We start from the raw sequence: 16,084 nt of genomic DNA, 5'->3' as shown, positions 1-16,084 counted from the left end.
GTGATACACGGTAAGCGTTCAGCGTGTGATACAGCTACCCGTGCAGCCTGTGATACAGATACGCAAGGTGAGTTAGCTAGACGCTTACGCTCCATTGCTCCACTGCCTGGGTAAAAGGCAGCACGTCGCCGGGACGGCTCAGGGCATAGCCCGGCAGACGGCTTATGCGTTCCTGGAATTCCGGGTCCTGTAGTACGCGCAGCAGCGCGGCCATCGCCGGAAGCTCAAGACTGTCCTCGCGGCACAGGAGACAGTAGTGTTCGCGGGCCATGGGGATGAACGTAAGGCCGAACTGACGCGCCGCAGCCTCAACGCCAAAGCCGACGTCAGCCATGCCGCTGGCGACGTAGGCGGCGACGGCCGCGTGGGTAAACTCCTCACTGTGAAAGCCTTTGATCGCTGTGCTGTCCAGACCATCGCGGCGCAGCAGGTCTTCGAGCAGCAGGCGTGTACCGGAGCCCGGCTCGCGGTTGACGAAGCGCAGCTCGGCGCGCGCCAGGTCTGCCAGCGCCTTGATGCCGAGTGGGTTGCCGGGGGCGAGCATCAGCCCTTGGGTTCGCACGACAAAGGTGATCACCCGCTGGTCGGGGCGCAGCCAGGGCTGGATGCGGTTGATGCTCAATGCACCGAGCGGCCCGGTCGGCACGTGCAGGCCGGCCACCTCGCAGTCGTGGCGCTGCAGGGCGATCATCGCCTCGCTGCCACTGCGAAACTGCACCTCCCACTGCCAGCTGGGGTCGCGTTCCAGCCACTCGCGCAGCGCCGCCACGGCGAAACCGTGACTGGCGTGGATGCGCAGGCCGGGTTTGCTGGCCTGCAAAACCCGGTTCAGTTCCAGTTCCAGCTCACCGGCCAGGTTGTCCAGCTGCGGCGACAGTCGCGCACGGATGCGCTGGTCGGCCCACAGCAATTTCTCTCCCAGCGGCGCCAGGCGTGCGCCCTTGCCGCGCTTTAGTTCGATCAGCGGGCTGCCGAAGAATGCCTCCCATTTGCCCAGCAGATTCCAGGCATGACGGTAGGAATAGCCTACCCGGGCGGCTGCTTCAGTCAGCTTGCCGGTGTCGTGCACCGCCTGCAGCAGCGCGAGCCCTTGAGGGTCAAGGCTGCTGCCGTCGCTCTGGTGAAACCGCCAGCGCGGCTGGATCTCGATTCGAATCATATGATGTGTGCTTCATATTTGTTCATGGAAATGGCCATGCTACCTTGCATTACCCGGGCGATAGGTACCGGATAATAAGAACTTCATTTCATATCTGGCGAGCGCTTTTGTGCCGCCAGGGATAAGCACCAATCAGCCGTGACTGTGGTGCTTATCTCGGACAGTACCGGTTATAGCCGCCGGCTGGAGCTTCGAATATGGCCATTCTTCCCCAGCGCTTCGCTCCCGATCAGTGTCAGGCCGTTGCCCGTGAGGTACTCGCCGCCCGCCGCGGCCAGCCTGGCGCCTTGCTGCCCATTCTTCACGATATTCAGGATCGCCTTGGTGCGGTTCCGCCGGACCTGTTGCCAATGATCGCCGAGGAGCTTTGCCTGTCGCGCGCTGAGGTGCATGGGGTGGTCAGTTTCTATCACGATTTTCGCGCCAGCCCACCCGGTCGGCATGTGCTCAAGCTGTGCCAGGCAGAGGCCTGCCAGTCGATGGGCGTGAAGACACTCACCGCCGAGCTGGAACAAAGGCTGGGCGTGTCGCTTGGCGAGACCCTCGAGGATGGCAGCCTGAGCTTCGAAGCGGTGTATTGCCTGGGTAACTGCGCTTGCGCGCCCAGCGCCATGCTCAATGGCGAGCTGCACGGTCGGGTCGATGCCGAAGAGCTGATGGCGCTGCTGGCCGAACAGGAGACCCTCGCATGAATCCGTCCATCACCGTCTATGTGCCGCGCGACGTTACTGCCCTGAGCCTTGGCGCCGATAAGGTGGCCAAGGCGCTCGTGACCGAGGCTGCTGCACGCGGAATCGAACTGAATCTGGTGCGCAACGGATCTCGCGGGCTGTTCTGGCTTGAGCCGTTGGTCGAGGTGGCGACCAGTGCTGGGCGCGTCGCCTACGGTCCGGTCAAGGCCAGGGACGTTGCCGGCTTGTTCGAGGCCGGTTTTCTCGAAGGCGGGGCGCATCCGCTGGGCCATGGCCTGACCGAGGAGATCGAATATCTCAAGCGCCAGGAACGTCTGACCTTTGCACGTGCCGGCATCACCGACCCGCTGTCCCTGGACGACTACATCGCTCACGACGGGTATCGCGGCCTCAGGCGCGCCCTGGGCATGACGCCCGAGGCAATCGTCGCCGAGGTCACCGAGTCCGGCCTGCGCGGCCGCGGCGGCGCCGCGTTCCCCACCGGCATCAAATGGCGCACCGTGCTTGGCTGCGAGGCCACCCAGAAGTACATCGTCTGCAACGCGGACGAAGGCGACTCGGGGACCTTCTCCGACCGCATGGTGATGGAAGACGACCCCTTCGTGCTCATCGAGGGCATGACGATCGCCGGCCTGGCCGTCGGCGCGACCATGGGCTACATCTACCTGCGCTCTGAATACCCGCATGCCGAGGCCGTTCTCAAGGCGGCCATCGCCAGCGCCAACGCCGCCGGCTACCTGGGCGACGACTTGCTCGGCAGCGGCCACGCATTCCATCTGGAGCTGCGCCGCGGTGCGGGTGCCTATATCTGTGGTGAGGAAACCGCGCTGCTGGAGAGCGTCGAAGGCAAGCGTGGCACCGTGCGTCCTAAGCCCCCGTTGCCGGCAATCGAGGGGCTGTTCGGCAAACCGACAGTTATCAACAACGTCATCTCGCTGGCCTCGGTGCCCATCATCCTCGATAAAGGCGGCGCCTATTACAAGGATTACGGCATGGGCCGCTCGCTTGGCACCTTGCCGATCCAGCTGACCGGCAACATCGCCCGCGGCGGGCTGATCGAGAAGGCCTTCGGCATCACCCTACGCGAGCTGCTTTATGAGTACGGCGGCGGTTCGGCCAGTGGTCGGCCGATTCGCGCAGTGCAGGTCGGCGGCCCCCTCGGCGCCTATCTGCCGGAGTCGCAATTCGACACCCCTCTGGACTACGAGGCCTTCGCCGCGCTCGGCGCAGTGCTTGGTCACGGCGGCATTGTGGTGTTCGACGACACCGTCGATATGGCCGATATGGCGCGCTACGCCATGGAGTTCTGCGCGGTCGAGTCCTGCGGCAAATGCACACCCTGCCGGATCGGCTCGACCCGTGGCGAGGAGCTGCTCGACCAGATCATTGTCGCCCGCTCCGAAGGGCCGCAGCCGGGCCGTATTGAACTGCTCAAAAGCCTGTGCGACACCATGCTCGGTGCCTCGCTGTGCGCCCTCGGCGGGATGACTCCCTACCCCGTGATGAGTGCACTCAATCATTTTCCCGAGGATTTCGGCGACTCCGCCGAAGCCCGCTGATCCGGAGGCACAACATGGCCCTGTATCGTGAACTCGACTATGGCACCCCTGCCCGCACCGGCGCTCCGGTAACCGTGGAAATCGACGGCACGGCGATCAGCGTGCCCGCGGGCACTTCGGTGATGCGCGCCGCTCAGGAAGCCGGCATCGCCGTACCCAAGCTGTGCGCCAGCGATAGCCTGGAGCCATTCGGCTCGTGCCGCCTGTGCACGGTGGAGATCGAAGGCCGGCGCGGCTTCCCTGCTTCCTGTACCACGCCGGTCGAACCAGGCATGAAGGTGCGCACCCAGAGTCCCAAGCTCGCTGAACTGCGCCGCGGCACCATGGAGCTGTACATCTCGGATCACCCGCTGGACTGCCTGACCTGCTCGGCTAACGGTAACTGCGAACTTCAGGACATGGCTGGAGTGGTCGGCCTGCGCGAGGTGCGCTACGACCCGGTGAAGACCCACCTGGCCGAGGCCAAGGACGAATCCAACCCTTATTTCACCTACGACCCGGCCAAGTGCATCGTCTGCAACCGCTGTGTGCGTGCCTGCGAAGAGGTGCAAGGCACCTTCGCCCTGACTATCGATGGCCGTGGCTTCGACTCGCGGGTCGCAGCCAGCCAGGCCGAGGACTTCCTCGACTCCGAATGCGTGTCATGTGGCGCCTGCGTGAACGCCTGCCCGACCGCCACCCTGACCGAAAAGTCGCTGATTGAGATGGGCCAGGCCGAACGCAGCGTCACCACCACCTGCGCCTACTGTGGCGTGGGCTGCTCATTCAAAGCCGAGGTCAAGGGCAACGATGTTGTGCGCATGGTGCCGAACAAGGATGGCCACGCCAACCACGGCCATTCCTGCGTCAAGGGTCGTTTTGCCTGGGGATATGCCACTCACGCCGACCGTATCAAGACCCCGATGATCCGCGACAATATCAGCGAGCCCTGGCGCCCGGTGAGTTGGGACGAGGCGATTGGCTATGCTGCCCGGCGCTTCAAGGAGATCCAGGCGCAGTACGGCCAAAATTCTGTGGGCGGGCTGACGTCCTCGCGTTGCACCAACGAAGAAACCTATCTGGTTCAGAAGCTGGTGCGCGCAGCATTCGGCAACAACAACGTCGACACCTGTGCAAGGGTCTGCCATTCGCCCACCGGCTACGGCCTGAAGGTGACGCTCGGCGAATCCGCCGGTACCCAGGACTTCGACTCGGTGCTGTCGGCCGACGTGGTGCTGGTGATTGGCGCCAACCCCACCGACGGGCACCCTGTATTCGGTTCACAGCTCAAGCGCCGTCTGCGCGAAGGCGCCCGGCTGATCGTCGCCGACCCGCGGGGCATCGACCTGGTACGCGGGCCGCACGTAAAGGCCGACCACCATCTGCAACTTCGTCCGGGCAGCAACGTTGCCTTGCTCAACAGCCTGGCGCACGTGATCGTCACGGAGAACCTTGTCAACGAGGCCTTTGTTGCCGAGCGCTGCGAGGCCGAGGGATTCGATCAGTGGCGCGCCTTCGTCGGCGAGCAGCGCAACAGTCCCGAAGCCATGCAGGAGCTGACCGGCGTGCCGGCCGCCGAGGTTCGCGCCGCGGCGCGTCTGTACGCCACCGGCGGCAACGCGGCGATCTACTACGGCCTCGGTGTCACCGAGCACAGCCAGGGTTCGTCCACCGTCATTGCAATCGCCAACCTGGCCATGGCCACCGGCAACATTGGTCGCCCGGGCGTCGGCGTGAACCCGTTGCGCGGACAGAACAATGTGCAAGGCTCCTGCGACATGGGCTCCTTCCCCCATGAACTGCCGGGCTACCGCCACGTTTCCGATCCGGTGGTGCGTCCGCAGTTCGAGCAAGCCTGGGGCGTCACGCTGCTCGACGAGCCGGGCCTGCGCATTCCGAACATGCTGGCGGCGGCGCACGCAGGGACTTTCAAGGGCCTGTACATCCAGGGCGAGGATCCGGCGCAGTCGGACCCCGATACCCAGCACGTCACCGGTGCGCTCATGGCCATGGAGTGCGTGGTGGTGCAGGACCTGTTCCTCAACGAAACCGCCAAGTTCGCTCACGTGTTCCTGCCCGGTGCTTCTTTCCTGGAGAAGAACGGCACCTTCACCAACGCCGAGCGGCGCATTTCGCCGGTGCGCAAGGTGATGCCAGCGCTGGCCGGTAAGGAAGACTGGGAAGTGACGGTGGCGCTGTCCAACGCCCTCGGCTACCCGATGAACTACACCCATCCGTCGCAGATCATGGACGAGATCGCCAGCCTGACGCCGACGTTCACCGGGGTGAGCTACGCCAAGCTCGATCGCATGGGCAGTATCCAGTGGCCATGTAACGACGAGGCGCCGGAAGGCACGCCGATCATGCATGAGGACGCATTCGTGCGCGGCAAGGGCCGCTTCGTGATCACCGAGTTCATCGCCACCGACGAGCGCACCTCGCGTAAGCGGCCGCTGGTACTAACCACCGGGCGTATTCTTTCGCAGTACAACGTAGGGGCGCAGACGCGACGTACCGCTAACAAAGCCTGGCACGCCGAGGACATCCTCGAGCTGCACCCGGTGGATGCCGAGGACCGGGGCATCAACGACGGTGATTGGGTCGGTATCAACAGCCGTGCGGGCGAGACGGTGATGCGCGCCAAGGTCACCCTGCGCATGCAGCCAGGCGTGGTGTACACCACCTTCCACCACCCGGAGTCCGGTGCCAACGTGATCACCACGGACAACTCGGACTGGGCCACCAATTGCCCCGAATACAAGGTCACCGCCGTGCAGGTGCGTAAGGTGGAGGTGCCCTCGAAGTGGCAGCAGGAGTTCAACGCCTTCACCCGCGAGCAGGTGAACCTGCTGCCCGTGGTGCAGTTGTGAGCTACTTCGAAGCGACAGTCGTCGGGGGGGTGCGCCATGCGCCCCTGTCCCGCGCTGGGCAGCCAGCCGGTGCGGATTTCAGGTCCAATAGCGGAGCACGTCCATGGGCATGAATGCCACGCAACTGATCAGGATGGCCAACCAGATTGGCGCCTTTTTCGCATCCCAGCCCGACGCCGAGCAGGCGCGCACGGACTTTGCTCTGCATCTCAAGCGCCAGTGGGACCCGCAGATGCGTACGGCGCTTTTTGCGCACCTGGATGCCACGGCCGGCGAAGGGTTGAATCCGTTCGTCCTGAGTGCTCTGAGCGGGCTGCGTGAGCAGATCGAACCGCAGGTACACGCCTGAGTCGAATATCCTTACAGCTCGACTGCAAGGAATACCCTCATGCCTCGTCCTGCGCCCCTTAGTACCACCATGCCCGTCATTAGCTCCGCGCCGGACGCTTATACCTATATCGAGCTGGATGACGCGGCAGGTTCGGGCCGCGCGGTATTGGCGGAAGAGTGCGCGCTGGCCATCGCTTATAACGGCATCAGCCATGCGGTGATGATGGTCTCGCCCAGTGCGCTGGAAGACTTCGTGGTTGGCTTCAGTCTGAGCGGTGAAGTGGTTGGCGGTATCGACGACATACATGACATCCAGCTCAATCGTCGCGGTGACGCATTCAGCGCCGAGGTGCAGATCGGCAATAGGGCGTTCTGGGCGCTCAAGGAGCATCGGCGCAATCTGGCCGGGACCAGCGGCTGCGGGCTCTGCGGAGTGGAGGCCATCGAACAGGCGTTGCCGAAACTGACTGCGCTGGCGCCCAGCCCGCTGCCGCCGGCCGCGCATCTGCACGAGCTGCGCGATCGCATCAACGACGCGCAGCGCCTGGCGCGCCAGAGCGGTGCACTGCATGCGGCGCTATTTGTCGACGAGCAGGGCGAGATCGTGCTGTGCCGAGAGGACATCGGTCGCCACAACGCCTTGGACAAGTTGATCGGTGCGCTGCGTCGGGAAGGTCGTGATAGCCGGCAGGGCTTCGCGGTAGTTACCAGCCGTTGCAGTCTGGAGTTGATTCACAAGGCAGTGCGTGCGGGTTTATCGACCCTGGTCAGCCTCTCGGCACCGACCGACCTTTGCGTGCGCTGGGCGCGTCAGCACCGGCTCAATCTGATTCACCTGCCGCACCACAACGCGCCGCGGGTCTACAGTTCTCTGTAACAGAGCCTGGCCGGGCGCTGCTTGCAAGTAGCTGCGGCAAATCCCGCTGCTTGGCCGAGCAGGTCAGGGTAGCTTCAGCGACCGTCTATGCTCAGGTCGTTGCTCTGTAAATCGCCGGGTGCACTCCCGTTAATGTTGCGCATATGGACCTGACCGCACGCGCCCTCTAGGGCATGTCAACAAGTATCTTGCGTACCCGTGCTGCCAATTGATCGATGGTGAAGGGTTTGCTGATCATGTCCATGCCGGCATCGAGAAAACCGCTGCTGATCGCCTGCTCGGCGTAGCCGGTCATGAACAGCACAGGTAATCCGGGGCGGTGCTCGCGGGCGATATCTGCCAACTGTCGGCCGTTCATCCCTGGCAGCCCGACATCGGATACCAGCAAGTCGATACGCTCGTCGCTCTGCAGCAGCTTGACCGCCGCGTTGGCCTCGGCCGCCTCCAGTGCGCAGTAGCCGAGCATGCCCAGCACGTCGAGTACCAGCAGACGTACAGCAGGATCATCCTCGACCACCAGCACGGCTTCGCCTCGCGCCGCTTGTGTGGTCTGTTCAAGCGGCGGGACCGCTACCTCGGTCGCCAGCAATGAATGGTGTGCCGGTAGATAGAGGGTGACTTCGGTGCCGTTGTCCGGTTCGCTGCGCAGCTGCACGTGGCCACCGGCCTGCCGCGCGAAGCCGTAGATCATCGACAGTCCGAGCCCGGTGCCCTGGCCGATGGGTTTGGTGGTGAAAAAGGGCTCGAAGGCCGCTGCCAGGACCTTAGGCGTCATGCCGCAGCCGCTGTCGATGACGCTGAGGCTGACATAACGTCCGGCTGGCAGCTCGCCCACCTCGCCCTGCTGCAGGGTCACATTGGCCGTCGCGATATAGAGGCTGCCGCCGTCGGGCATGGCGTCGCGTGCATTGATCACCAGATTGAGCAGGGCGCTTTCCAGTTGATTCTCATCACTGCTGGCCGGCCACAGACCCGATTCGAGCATGGTGTCGACGAGGATGTGGCTGCCCAGGGTGCGCACGATCAGATCGCGCATCGACTCGACCAAGTCGTTCAGGTCGACTCGCTTGAGATTCAGCGGCTGGCGTCGCGCGAAGGCCAGCAGGCGATGGGTCAGCGCCGCAGCGCGGTTGGCCGAGGTGACTGCGGCATCGATGAAGCGCTGGGTTTCAGCGTGGCGACCGGTTTGGTTGTAGCGCTGGATCAGGTCCAGTCCACCGATGATGCCGGTAAGCATGTTGTTGAAGTCGTGAGCGATGCCACCGGTGAGCTGGCCGACGGTTTCCATCTTCTGTGCCTGACGCAACGCCTCCTGGGCCTGTTCCCGGCTGGCCATTTCGGTCAGCAGGCGCTCGTAGACTTCGGCTAGCGCAGTGGTGCGCTCCTGGATTCGGCTTTCAAGGGTGTCGTTGAGCTCGCGCAGCGCCTGCTCGGCGCGCCAGCGTTCAGTGACATCCTGCGCCAGCACAAAGAGCCCTAGCACCTCGCCATCACCGCCACGGTGCGGCAGATAGTGCATCAGGGTCTGGCGCAGCACGCCGTCCTGGTGAGGCATAGAGGCTTCGAACACAACGTCCTGTCCGGCAAGAGCCGCCTCGATTTCTGCGCGGCGTGCGTCGTATGCACGCTGGCCAACCACCTCTGTCAGGTGCTTCCCATAGAGCATCTCGGGAGTCTGGCCGAACCAGCTTTCATAATGGCGGTTGTTGTAGCGATAGCGTTTGTCGCGATCGACGTAGCTGATGAGCACGGGCAGGGCATCGGTGATCTCGCGGACTTCCGCTTCGCTGCGGCGCAGGCACAGCAGTTGGCCACCAATGCTTTGGCCGTCGCGGATCGGGCTGACGGCCAGGTCGAACCAGGTCGTGGTGCTGCTCGTAGTAGTTGTGGCGCAAAGGCGACGGTTGCGCAGCACGCATGCCTGGCCAGATTCGCCGCGCATGCGCGCCTCGATCAGTTCGGGCCAGATCTTGTCCCATGTCGCGGCCACCGGCATGCCCAGTGCGCCAGGGTGGTGGCTGTCGATCAGCGCGGCGTGCGCATCGTTGTACAGCTGAACGCCGGCCTCCCCCCACAACACGCACATCGGCAGCGGTGCCTCGAGCAGCGTGTCGAGGAGCACCCGTAGCGACGCTGGCCAGTGATCGACCGAGCCCAACGGCGTTTCGCTCCAATCGTGCCGGCGGATCCGCCGGCCCATTTCGCTGCGTTCGGAAGGCCAGAATCCTGCGTCTACAACCATAGTTCATCCATTTGAGCGAGCCGGGTGGGCCACAGTTTTGCACTTAAGTAGCGTTCATTTGCAAGGTGCACATCAGTCACCCGGATAGCCCTTTTCACCATCCGCTCGCCCCCCTCTATAAGGCGGAAGCACATGGACCTGAGTTAAGCACGCCAGCATCTTTCGGTCAGGACGAGAAACCCTGCAGGCTGCGGATCAGTTCGAGGTAATCGTCGACAGCAGTGAATTCTTCGGTTTGCTTCTTGCCGCGGCGGCTGTCCGGTTCGCTGATAGCCAGCAGATGGGCGACGCCGTAGGCCCGCGCGCTGCGCAGGACGGGCAGGCTGTCGTCGATGAACAGGGCGGTTGCCGGATCGAAATCGAGGTCGGTTTTCAGAGCGTGCCAGAACTGGGCCTGCTCTTTGGGAAAGCCATAGTCATGAGAACTGATCAAACGATCGAACCAGGGGGCCAGCTCGATGCGTTCGAGCTTCAGCGATAGCGAATCGCGATGGGCATTGGTGATCAACACCACGCGCTTGCCGGCGTCGCGCAGGGCTGCGAGAAACTCGTCTGCAGCAGGCCGCAGAGCGATCAAGTGAGCAATTTCACGCTTCATTTCGCGGATCGGCAGGTTCAGCTCGCGGGTCCAGAAATCCAGGCAGTACCAGGTGAGTTTGCCCTCGTGTTCGTTGAACAGGGGGGCCAGCTCCAGCTCGGCCATGGCGCGGCTGATGCCATGCAGCTCGGCGTAGCGCTGCGGCAGGAAGTCGAGCCAGAAATGGTTGTCGAAATGCAAATCCAGCAAGGTGCCGTCCATGTCCAGCAGGACGGTGTCGATATCGGACCAGGGCAGTGCAGCGATCATGGCAGACTCTTGTTCGGCGGTTGGCACAATGGTGCGACAGCGGTCGGCTCGATGCAAAGCGTTCGCAGCGATCACAAAAAGCCGGGTTATGATTGGCCTTCGCGTTTCAAGGATATCCCCATGCGCCAGAAACCTACCGTACTTGCCCGTGAGATCGTCGCCAGCAGCCGCCTGTTCCGTGTCGAGGAACTGCAGCTGCGGTTTTCCAATGGCGTGGAGCGTACCTATGAACGGCTGGTGGGCAAGGGGACCGGTTATGGCGCGGTGATGATCGTCGCGCTCGAAGCCGACGGCCGGGCGTTATTGGTCGAGGAATACTGCGGCGGTACCGATACCTACGAACTGTCGCTGCCCAAAGGGTTGATCGAGCCGGGCGAAGACGTGCTCGACGCGGCCAACCGGGAATTGAAGGAGGAGGCCGGTTTCGGCGCGCGCAGTCTGGAGCTGCTCACCGAGCTTTCGCTGTCGCCGGGCTACATGAGCCAGAAGATTCAGGTGGTGTTGGCGCGCGATCTCTATCCCGAGCAGCTGCCGGGGGACGAGCCGGAGCCGATGCGCGTCGATCGGGTGGATTTGCGCGAACTGTCCAGCCTGATCCAGAACCCGCAGTTCAGCGAAGGACGCGCCCTCGCAGCGCTGTACCTAGCGCGTGACCTGCTCAGCCAACGGGGCGAGTTCGATCAATGAGCCATCCCTATCTGGCACCCGTCATCGATCTGGTCCGCGCCGCGGGCGAGGCGATCCTTCCGCACTGGCGCAACGATGTGCAGGTGCATGAGAAGGCCGATGCCTCGCCCGTTACCGCCGCTGACATGGCGGCCCATCACCTATTGGCCGATGGTCTCCGCGCGCTGGATGCGGCCATTCCGGTTTTGTCCGAGGAAGACTGCGCGCTGGGCCTCGCCGAGCGTGCCGGTTGGACGCGCTGGTGGTTGGTCGATCCGCTGGACGGCACCAAGGAGTTCATCGCCGGAAGCGAAGAATTCACCGTCAATGTCGCGTTGATCGAGCATGGGCAGGTGTTGTTCGGTGTGGTCGGGGTTCCGGCCAACGGCCGCTGCTATTACGGAGGGGCTGGGTTCGGTGCCTGGCGTGCCGAAGCCGATGGTGCGGCGCAGCCCCTGCGGGTGCGGCATCAGGCAGCGGGCGGCTTTACCGTCGTTGCGAGCCGTCGCCATTCGAGCCCGGAGCAGGAACGCTTGCTCGATGGCTTGCGGCAGCGTTTTGGCGAGCTCGTGTTGGCCAGTGTCGGCAGCTCCCTGAAGTTCTGCCTGTTGGCTGAGGGGGCCGCCGATTGTTACCCACGGTTGGCGCCGACTTCTCAATGGGACACGGCGGCTGCCCAGGGGGTACTGGAAGGTGCGGGAGGCGAGGTGCTGGATATCGCCGGTGCAGTACTGACTTACGAAGCACGGGAGAACTTCCTCAATCCCTCTTTCCTGGCGCTACCTCGTGACGCCGAATGGCGGGCCGAACTGATCGAACTGGCGAGGCGTTGACCAAAGGGCGCTTTGAGGGCCGGATATTCGCGCGAACCTCCGGGCGAGTCGGCCGCGCTTACGGCCATGCTAGGATTCGGGGCGTGAGCAAGCCAAGCGCTTGAGTCGGAACGCTGGAGCCGCGCTGTGTCGAGAAACCCAATCGGGGTACGCCAATGGATCTGGCGTGCCTTCGTTCAGACAACGCTGATCCCACTGGTACTGGTCGAGGTGGTGCTGATCGCGGCCTACCTGCTGACCAACAGTGCCATCCGCGATGCGCAAATCGAGCACCTGCGCGAAACGGCGCTTTCCGAGGTGCAGACAGCGGTCGCTCGTGAATCTCGGGTGATCAGCCAGCAGCTGCAGGAAGTGGCGAATGCAGCCACCCTGTTTCGTAATCTCACCGTTCGTGCGCTGGAAGACGACAGCCCCGCAGCGCCGGTGCCGCTTGAGCTCAACGCCGATGGGGTTCGCTATAGCCCCCGCGACTTGGGCGGCGCCGCCAGCTTCTACTCGGGGTTGACACCGCCGGAGCGCCACGATCTGCAGAAGGTTGCCAAGCTTCATCGGCTCGACCCGCTGATGAAGGAGCTGCACGCCAGCAACCCGCTGATTGCCAGCATTTATTTCAATAGTTGGGACAGCTACAACCATATCTATCCCTGGTTCGACACGGCCCGGCAGTACGCGCCGGATGTGAACATTCCCAGCTACAGCTTCTATTACTTGGCAAATGCCTGGCATAACCCGGCGCGCAGGGTGGTATGGACCGACGTCTACCTCGATCCGGCCGGGCAGGGCTGGATGATGTCGGCCGTGGCGCCGGTTTACCGGGGTGACACGCTGGAAGGTGTCAACGGTATCGATATCACTGTTAGCGGCATCCTGAACCAGATCAGCGGTCTGCGTGTGCCCTGGGATGGCTATGCAATGTTGGTCAGCCGCGACCTGAGCATCATGGCATTGCCGGAGTCGGGTGAACGGGAATTCGGGCTCAACGAGCTGACCGAGCACTACTACGACGACGCCGTGCGCCAGGAAACCCTCAAACCTGAAGGTTTCCGGCTCGATCGTCGCGGCCAGACACGCGAACTGGCAAAGGCGCTCGCTACCCAGGGTGAAGGGGTCATGAGCCTGGAGCTCAAAGGCAAACAGCGGCTGGTGGCCTGGACAACGGTGCCGCAAACCGGCTGGCACCTGCTGGCGGTGGTCGACGAAACTGCCGTTTTCAGCCAGACCAACGCTTTGGCCAGTCGCTTTCAACAGATCGGTTATCTGCTGATTGCCGGGCTGGTGTTGTTCTATCTGCTGTTCTTCGCGTACATGTGGCTGCGCGCGCGCCAGCTCAGCCAGGCACTGCTGAAGCCGATCGCAGGGATCTCGCAGATGATGGGCCAGATCGGTCTCGGTCGGTGGCGGCCAGATCCCGTCTCGTCAGAAATCCGCGAGCTTGACGATCTGGCACAGCACACCCAGGCCATCGGCGCCCAGCTGGAAGACAGCGAGGCCCAGCGTGCGGAGGCTCAGGAGCGTCTCGAGCTGGTACTGGAAAGCGCGACTGAGAGCCTCTGGGAAAACGACATGCGCCGCGGCGTGATGCAGCTTCGTGGCCGTCTGCCTGCGCGCTTCGGGTTGACTTCGGCGCAGCTGAGCGAGGCTCAGTTTCTGCAGCGCATCCATCCGCTCGATGTTGCTCAGGTGCGGGCCGAACTGGACCGGATGCATGAAGGCCAGGCGTTGCACTATGAAAGCGAGTTCCGTTTCGCGGATGCACTGGGCGAGTATCACTGGCTGCTCAGTCGCGGCCGCGTGCTCGAGCGGGATCCTCGAACAGGCGAAGCGACGCTGGTGGCCGGTACTCATGTGGATATCGATGCGATCAAGCGGGTCGAGGACGATCTGCGCCAGGCCATCCAGCAGGCGCACGCAGCCAACGAGGCCAAGACTCATCTGATATCCAGCATCAGCCATGAGCTGCGTACGCCGCTGAATGCGATCCTCGGGTTTGCCCAGCTGATGCGTATGGACTGCTCACCGGATGCGCAGCCGGAAGCCGCTGATTACCTCGATGAGATCCTGCTGGCCAGCCGGCACCTGAATCAGCTGCTCGGCGACATTCTCGACTGGTCGAGCCTACAGGCCGAACGGCCCCGACTGACGCTCAAGCCTGTCGAAATCACCGCCTTGATGCGTGAGTGCGCCGAGCTGGTGGCGCTTGATGTTCAGCGCCACGGGCTGCGGTTGGATTTCGATCTGCCGCCAGGGCCCGTCGAGGTGCAGGCCGAGCCACGCCGGTTACGTCAGGTGCTGCTCAACCTGTTGTCCAACGCCATCAAGTACAACAAGCCAGGCGGGCAGATTGTGATGCGGATCGAGACGGTCGCCGGGCAGGTGAGGCTGGTGGTCGAAGATACCGGTCTTGGAATCGATGAAGGCCTGCAGGCGCAGCTGTTCGAGCCGTTTCGCCGGCTTGGCCGTGAGAGTTCGAATATTCAGGGCGCGGGAATCGGCCTATCGCTATGTCTGGAATACGCCAAACTGATGGGCGGCAGTATCGGTGTGAAGAGCGCGCCCGGGATCGGCAGCCGCTTCTGGATAGCCCTGCCTCTGCTTGCCACGCACAGCCCACGGCCGCTTCGCCATCGGCCCCGTATTGTTTATGTCGAAGACGATCCGGCCAGCCAGCTGCTGGTACGCAAGGCGCTGGCCGATCTGGCTGAGGTCAGCGTAATCGGCAATGGGCGGATGGCATTGGAGCACCTGCTGGCCGACCCGCCGGATTTGCTGTTGCTGGACCTCAACCTGCCGGAGCTTGACGGGGAGCAGCTGCTGCGTTTGCTGCGTCAGGCCCCGGCTACCCGGTACCTGCCGGTGATCGTGCTGAGTGCGGTGAGCGAGTTGAAAGCCAAACTCGAGTGCCAGGGGTGGCTGAGCAAGCCACTGGACCTCGACGAGCTGCGCCGGCGGGTCCAGGCCTGTCTCCAGGAGCTCGATCTCAACCCGAGTTGAGCCACCGATCAGTCGACGCGTTCGCCGCAGAGGTCAAGTGCGAACCAGTGCTCGACCTCGGTCTGCGACAGCCCGGCACCGAGCAAGGCGAACAACTTGCCCAGCGCGGCCTCCCGGGTCATGCCGCCGCCTGACATCAGCCCGCTGGCTTCCAGCTTGCTGCCGGCGGCGTAGATCCCGAATTCGACGTGGCCCTGCGGGCATTGGCTGATGGCGGCCAGGACGATGCCGCGCTGATGGGCGTCCTGTAACGCCTGCAGCAGCTCGGTGTCATCGGCGGGGCCGGTGCCGCTGCCATAGCACTCGATCAGCACCCCCTGCACGCCACTGGACAGCAGTGCTTGCAGCTGCGCCGCCTGGATGCCTGGATAGAGCGGAAGCACCGCCAGGTTCACCTGCTGACGGGGTTGGCGATAGTCGAGCGCTGCGGGAATGCTAGGTGCGCATTGGCCCTGACGCAGCCGCGGCAGCACCCCGAACGCATCGAGGCTGGCGGTACCCAGTTTGCTGACCCGGGCGCCGTGCATGAGTTTGCCGGCGAAGTAGAGATGCACACCCGGCTCGACGCCAGCGTGCAATGCCTGCATCGCACCGAACAGGTTGTCCCAGGCGTCGCTATCGGCCGCACCGGCGGGCAGCATAGCCCCGGTCAGCACTACCGGCACCTCGAAGCCCAACAGCAGGAAGCTCAAGGCAGCAGCGCTGTAGGCGAGGGTGTCGGTGCCATGCAGGACCAGTACCGCGTCACAGCCATCTTGCTCGACGCCGGCCCGAATGGCCTCAACCATCGCCAGCCAGTGGGTCTGGTTCATGTTGGCGCTGTCGATGGGCGGTAGCAATTCACGGAACTGCCATTCCGGCGCGGCCAGTTCGGGGTGCTTGTCCTGCTGGTCGCGCAATCTGCTGGCGAAGCCAGAAGCGGGCATCAGCCCTTCGGCGCTCTGTTGCATGCCGATGGTGCCGCCGGTGTACAGCACCAGGGTGTTTCTGGAAGCCGACATAGGGGTCTCCTATATGAAAACAGGGGCCAGCGGCCCCT

12 protein-coding genes are annotated in these 16,084 nt (G+C 63.6%); 8 read left to right on the top strand and 4 right to left on the bottom strand.

Annotated elements, in window-relative coordinates:
• Nucleotides 1-76: 76 nt before the first annotated feature.
• The gene (locus ACIGHL_RS22560; protein ID WP_499176829.1) at nt 77-1,159 is read right to left on the bottom strand and encodes a substrate-binding domain-containing protein; all 1,083 of its coding nucleotides are present in this window, start codon (nt 1,157-1,159) and stop codon (nt 77-79) included.
• A 197-nt stretch (nt 1,160-1,356) separates the two neighbouring features.
• On the opposite strand from ACIGHL_RS22560, the gene ACIGHL_RS22555 reads away from it, so the two are divergent.
• The 5 genes from ACIGHL_RS22555 (at nt 1,357) to fdhD (ending at nt 7,466) form a co-directional block, all read left to right on the top strand.
• Complete coding sequence (locus ACIGHL_RS22555) at nt 1,357-1,851, top strand: formate dehydrogenase subunit gamma (protein ID WP_128119829.1); 495 nt, start codon at nt 1,357-1,359, stop codon at nt 1,849-1,851.
• The gene (locus tag ACIGHL_RS22550; protein WP_128119828.1) at nt 1,848-3,410 is read left to right on the top strand and encodes a formate dehydrogenase beta subunit; all 1,563 of its coding nucleotides are present in this window, start codon (nt 1,848-1,850) and stop codon (nt 3,408-3,410) included. Before ACIGHL_RS22555 ends, ACIGHL_RS22550 begins: the two co-directional genes overlap by 4 nt.
• A 14-nt stretch (nt 3,411-3,424) precedes the next feature.
• Complete coding sequence (gene fdhF, locus ACIGHL_RS22545) at nt 3,425-6,259, top strand: formate dehydrogenase subunit alpha (protein WP_128119827.1); 2,835 nt, start codon at nt 3,425-3,427, stop codon at nt 6,257-6,259.
• Between the two features lie 103 nt (nt 6,260-6,362).
• The gene (locus ACIGHL_RS22540; protein ID WP_128119826.1) at nt 6,363-6,608 is read left to right on the top strand and encodes a formate dehydrogenase subunit delta; all 246 of its coding nucleotides are present in this window, start codon (nt 6,363-6,365) and stop codon (nt 6,606-6,608) included.
• A 39-nt stretch (nt 6,609-6,647) separates the two neighbouring features.
• The gene (fdhD, locus tag ACIGHL_RS22535) at nt 6,648-7,466 is read left to right on the top strand and encodes a formate dehydrogenase accessory sulfurtransferase FdhD (RefSeq protein WP_128119825.1); all 819 of its coding nucleotides are present in this window, start codon (nt 6,648-6,650) and stop codon (nt 7,464-7,466) included.
• A gap of 166 nt (nt 7,467-7,632) precedes the next feature.
• Here fdhD and ACIGHL_RS22530 read toward each other — a convergent pair whose 3' ends face one another.
• The gene (locus tag ACIGHL_RS22530; protein ID WP_128119824.1) at nt 7,633-9,708 is read right to left on the bottom strand and encodes a hybrid sensor histidine kinase/response regulator; all 2,076 of its coding nucleotides are present in this window, start codon (nt 9,706-9,708) and stop codon (nt 7,633-7,635) included.
• A gap of 166 nt (nt 9,709-9,874) precedes the next feature.
• Nucleotides 9,875-10,555, bottom strand: coding sequence for a GMP/IMP nucleotidase (gene yrfG, locus ACIGHL_RS22525; protein ID WP_128119823.1), 681 nt, complete (start codon nt 10,553-10,555; stop codon nt 9,875-9,877).
• A gap of 120 nt (nt 10,556-10,675) precedes the next feature.
• Between yrfG and nudE the strand changes: the two genes are divergently transcribed.
• The 3 genes from nudE (at nt 10,676) to ACIGHL_RS22510 (ending at nt 15,045) form a co-directional block, all read left to right on the top strand.
• Nucleotides 10,676-11,242: an ADP compounds hydrolase NudE gene (nudE, locus tag ACIGHL_RS22520; RefSeq protein WP_045431494.1), complete on the top strand. Its 567-nt coding sequence runs from the start codon at nt 10,676-10,678 to the stop codon at nt 11,240-11,242.
• A complete protein-coding gene (cysQ, locus tag ACIGHL_RS22515) occupies nt 11,239-12,054 on the top strand; it encodes a 3'(2'),5'-bisphosphate nucleotidase CysQ (protein ID WP_128119822.1) in 816 nt (271 codons plus the stop codon). Before nudE ends, cysQ begins: the two co-directional genes overlap by 4 nt.
• 126 nt (nt 12,055-12,180) lie before the next feature.
• On the top strand, nt 12,181-15,045 hold the full coding sequence (locus tag ACIGHL_RS22510) for an ATP-binding protein (RefSeq protein WP_128119821.1): 2,865 nt from the start codon (nt 12,181-12,183) through the stop codon (nt 15,043-15,045).
• An 8-nt stretch (nt 15,046-15,053) separates the two neighbouring features.
• On the opposite strand, the gene ACIGHL_RS22505 is transcribed toward ACIGHL_RS22510, so the two are convergent.
• A complete protein-coding gene (locus ACIGHL_RS22505) occupies nt 15,054-16,046 on the bottom strand; it encodes an asparaginase (RefSeq protein WP_128119820.1) in 993 nt (330 codons plus the stop codon).
• Nucleotides 16,047-16,084: the final 38 nt, after the last annotated feature.

This window comes from Pseudomonas sp. NPDC077451, assembly GCF_044543345.1.
GTDB lineage: Bacteria > Pseudomonadota > Gammaproteobacteria > Pseudomonadales > Pseudomonadaceae > Stutzerimonas.
The sequence above is the reverse complement of the archived record's forward strand: the minus strand, read 5'-3'. Positions and strand labels throughout refer to the sequence as shown.